This window comes from Pseudoalteromonas luteoviolacea (genome assembly GCF_001750165.1).
In the GTDB taxonomy this organism is placed as follows: domain Bacteria; phylum Pseudomonadota; class Gammaproteobacteria; order Enterobacterales; family Alteromonadaceae; genus Pseudoalteromonas; species Pseudoalteromonas luteoviolacea_G.
The window spans coordinates 522501-525000 of record NZ_CP015411.1; the positions used below are offsets into that span (position 1 = coordinate 522501).

General features: G+C 46.6%; 2 protein-coding genes and 2 rRNA genes (2 of these 4 only partly in view). 2 read left to right on the forward strand and 2 right to left on the reverse strand.

The annotated features are described in order from the left end of the window. Positions 1 to 1313 (forward strand): 23S ribosomal RNA (locus S4054249_RS02195) (it extends 1569 nt beyond the left edge of the window). 117 nt (positions 1314 to 1430) lie between these two features. Next, positions 1431 to 1545: ribosomal RNA gene (rrf, locus tag S4054249_RS02200) — 5S ribosomal RNA — on the forward strand. A gap of 122 nt (positions 1546 to 1667) precedes the next feature. Here the strand turns inward: rrf and S4054249_RS27115 are convergent. Together S4054249_RS27115 and S4054249_RS02205 are read right to left on the reverse strand one after the other, a co-directional pair. Continuing rightward, positions 1668 to 1790, reverse strand: coding sequence for a hypothetical protein (locus S4054249_RS27115; RefSeq protein WP_256370539.1), 123 nt, complete (start codon positions 1788 to 1790; stop codon positions 1668 to 1670). A 251-nt stretch (positions 1791 to 2041) separates the two neighbouring features. Next, a protein-coding gene (locus tag S4054249_RS02205) for an IS110 family transposase (protein ID WP_046358670.1) crosses the window boundary here: on the reverse strand, positions 2042 to 2500 show its 3' end. It continues 555 nt past the right edge of the window; 459 of the gene's 1014 nt are visible here — the last part of the coding sequence; the start codon falls outside the window, past its right edge — the gene reads right to left on this strand; its stop codon occupies positions 2042 to 2044.

A 2500-nucleotide genomic window follows, 5' to 3' on the forward strand; every position in this document is an offset into this window, starting at 1 on the left:
ATATCGAATCGTACCCTAAACCGACACAGGTGGTCAGGTAGAGAATACTAAGGCGCTTGAGAGAACTCGGGTGAAGGAACTAGGCAAAATTGTACCGTAACTTCGGGAGAAGGTACGCTCTTGTTTGTGAAGGATTTACTCCGTAAGCAAACGAGAGCCGCAGTGACCAGGTGGCTGGGACTGTTTATTAAAAACACAGCACTGTGCAAAATCGTAAGATGACGTATACGGTGTGACACCTGCCCGGTGCCGGAAGGTTAATTGATGGGGTTAGACTTTTGTCGAAGCTCTTGATCGAAGCCCCGGTAAACGGCGGCCGTAACTATAACGGTCCTAAGGTAGCGAAATTCCTTGTCGGGTAAGTTCCGACCTGCACGAATGGTGTAACCATGGCCACGCTGTCTCCACCCGAGACTCAGTGAAATTGAAATCGCAGTGAAGATGCTGTGTACCCGCGGCTAGACGGAAAGACCCCGTGAACCTTTACTACAGCTTGGCACTGAACATTGACCCTACATGTGTAGGATAGGTGGGAGGCTTTGAAGCACAGTCGCTAGATTGTGTGGAGCCGACCTTGAAATACCACCCTTGTAGTGTTGATGTTCTAACTTAGGTCCCTAATCGGGATTGAGGACAGTGCCTGGTGGGTAGTTTGACTGGGGCGGTCTCCTCCCAAAGAGTAACGGAGGAGCACGAAGGTTGGCTAAGTACGGTCGGACATCGTACGGTTAGTGTAATGGTAGAAGCCAGCTTAACTGCGAGACAGACACGTCGAGCAGGTACGAAAGTAGGTCATAGTGATCCGGTGGTTCTGAATGGAAGGGCCATCGCTCAACGGATAAAAGGTACTCCGGGGATAACAGGCTGATACCGCCCAAGAGTTCATATCGACGGCGGTGTTTGGCACCTCGATGTCGGCTCATCACATCCTGGGGCTGAAGTCGGTCCCAAGGGTATGGCTGTTCGCCATTTAAAGTGGTACGCGAGCTGGGTTTAGAACGTCGTGAGACAGTTCGGTCCCTATCTGCCGTGGGCGTTTGAGAATTGAGAGGGGCTGCTCCTAGTACGAGAGGACCGGAGTGGACGAACCGCTGGTGTTCGGGTTGTTATGCCAATAGCATTGCCCGGTAGCTACGTTCGGAATCGATAACCGCTGAAAGCATCTAAGCGGGAAGCGAGCCTCGAGATGAGTTCTCACTTTAACTTAGAGTTAACTGAAGGGCCGTTGAAGACTACAACGTTGATAGGCGAGATGTGGAAGTGCTGTGAGGCATTGAGCTAACTCGTACTAATTACCCGTGAGGCTTAACCATACAACGCCAAAGTGGTTTTAAGCTTGTTAGAAGTTAAGAATAAAAAGTAGACGATAAGAATTTAATTACGCTTCCAGATTTTAGTAAGGTGTTTTAAACATCTTGCACACAGAATTTCCTGGTAAACATAGCATTTTGGAACCACCTGATCCCATGCCGAACTCAGTAGTGAAACGAAATAGCGCCGATGATAGTGTGGGGTTTCCCATGTGAAAGTAGGACATTGCCAGGGCCCAATTAAAGAAACCCGTTGCAGAAATGCAGCGGGTTTTTTGCGTTTAAGTCCCTCAGCAGCGGTTAAACTCGCTTATTTCACCTTGCGCAAAAAGAGCGCTCTCACTGCGTTCGCTGTCGCTAACCTTTTGCACGATAATCACCTTGCGCAAAAAGAGCGCTCTCACTGCGTTCGTTGTCGCTAGCCTTTTGCACGATAATCACCTTGCGCAAAAAGAGCGCTCTCACTGCGTTCGTTGCCATTAACCTTTTTCACCATGTCATCCTGAACTTGTATATGGACTCCACTTGTTTGACAACATGTTTTTTAAAATTAAAGATGCTTGCGTATATACGGTTTCTTTTGAGAGCGCTACTCTCTAACCTTTGATTTATTCGCACCTTCTGTCCTAAACGCTTCGTTAGTGTATTCTCACTTCAAGTTCAGACAGGTTTTCAGAAGGTTGGTCTTACCTTTTAATTACATTGTTGTCGAACTCTTTTTAAAATGTTTTTTAAATCATTGCGGGTTGGTAATTCGTACCTTGTTTTAGCATTGCCCAAGCAGTTCTGATATTTTTATTCACCAGCGCAATACAAGCTCGCTTTACACCTGAACGAGCAACTAACCTTAACAGCCATTGCTGCTTCAATGTCTTGGGCTTTTCCGGCAGATTAGAAATGTATGACAATGCCCCCAAAAATAAACAGGACTTTAGCTGTTTATCTCCAGCACATTTATCAATCCCCAGCATCACAGTTTTACCGCCACTGCTAAATTGTTTTGGGGTGACGCCTAAATATACTGAAGCACATCGTCCATTTTTAAAATGCTTCGTTTGACTCAAACTGGCAATTAGCCCCGCTGCGCCTAAAACACCTACACCTTCAAGCGCAATAACACGTTGGCATTGCTCATTTTGAGAAACAAGCAGCTCTAGGTTTTTAGTGACATCATTTAGGGATTGCTCTAT